This window comes from Bradyrhizobium sp. NBAIM08 (assembly GCF_020193935.1).
Taxonomy (GTDB): Bacteria; Pseudomonadota; Alphaproteobacteria; order Rhizobiales; family Xanthobacteraceae; genus Bradyrhizobium; species Bradyrhizobium yuanmingense.
On the sequence record NZ_JADYVR010000489.1, the window covers coordinates 1 to 435 of the forward strand.

The 435-nt window shown below is 49.0% G+C and carries 2 protein-coding genes; both read left to right on the forward strand.

What is annotated here, in order from left to right:
- A partial coding sequence (locus tag I6F37_RS40590) for a bL17 family ribosomal protein (RefSeq protein WP_225154458.1) occupies nt 1-229 on the forward strand: 229 nt, incomplete at its 5' end.
- Between the two features lie 10 nt (nt 230-239).
- Nucleotides 240-435, forward strand: a 196-nt coding sequence (locus tag I6F37_RS40595; RefSeq protein WP_225154459.1) for an uL13 family ribosomal protein, incomplete at its 3' end; no start/stop codon positions are given.

The window sequence follows — 435 nt, forward strand, 5'->3', positions numbered from 1 at the left end:
ATTGAGACCGTTTGTTGAAAAATTGGTAACTGCGAGCAAGAAGAACACTTCTGTTTCGAGACGCCTCGTATCATCCCGCCTTGGAGGCGCATCCGACGCGACGAAGAAGTTGCATGAGACGATCGCACCCAGATACAGCGAGCGAAAAGGTGGCTATACACGCATCACGCGCCTCGGTCGCGTCGGCAAACGTGCAATAGATTCCGCGCGAATCGAATTTGTCGTATAAATACTATTCTATGGAAAAGAAAGACATCACAATAGACGCAGCGGGAAAAAGCTTGGGCAGGATCGCGTCACAGGCAGCAAAAACGCTGATGGGTAAAACACATCCTGATTACGCACCGAATGTCGAATCAGCGCCACGCGTAACGATCGTGAACGCAACAAAGCTTTCAATCTCTGAAAAGAAAGCTCTTGGAAAGACGTATACTC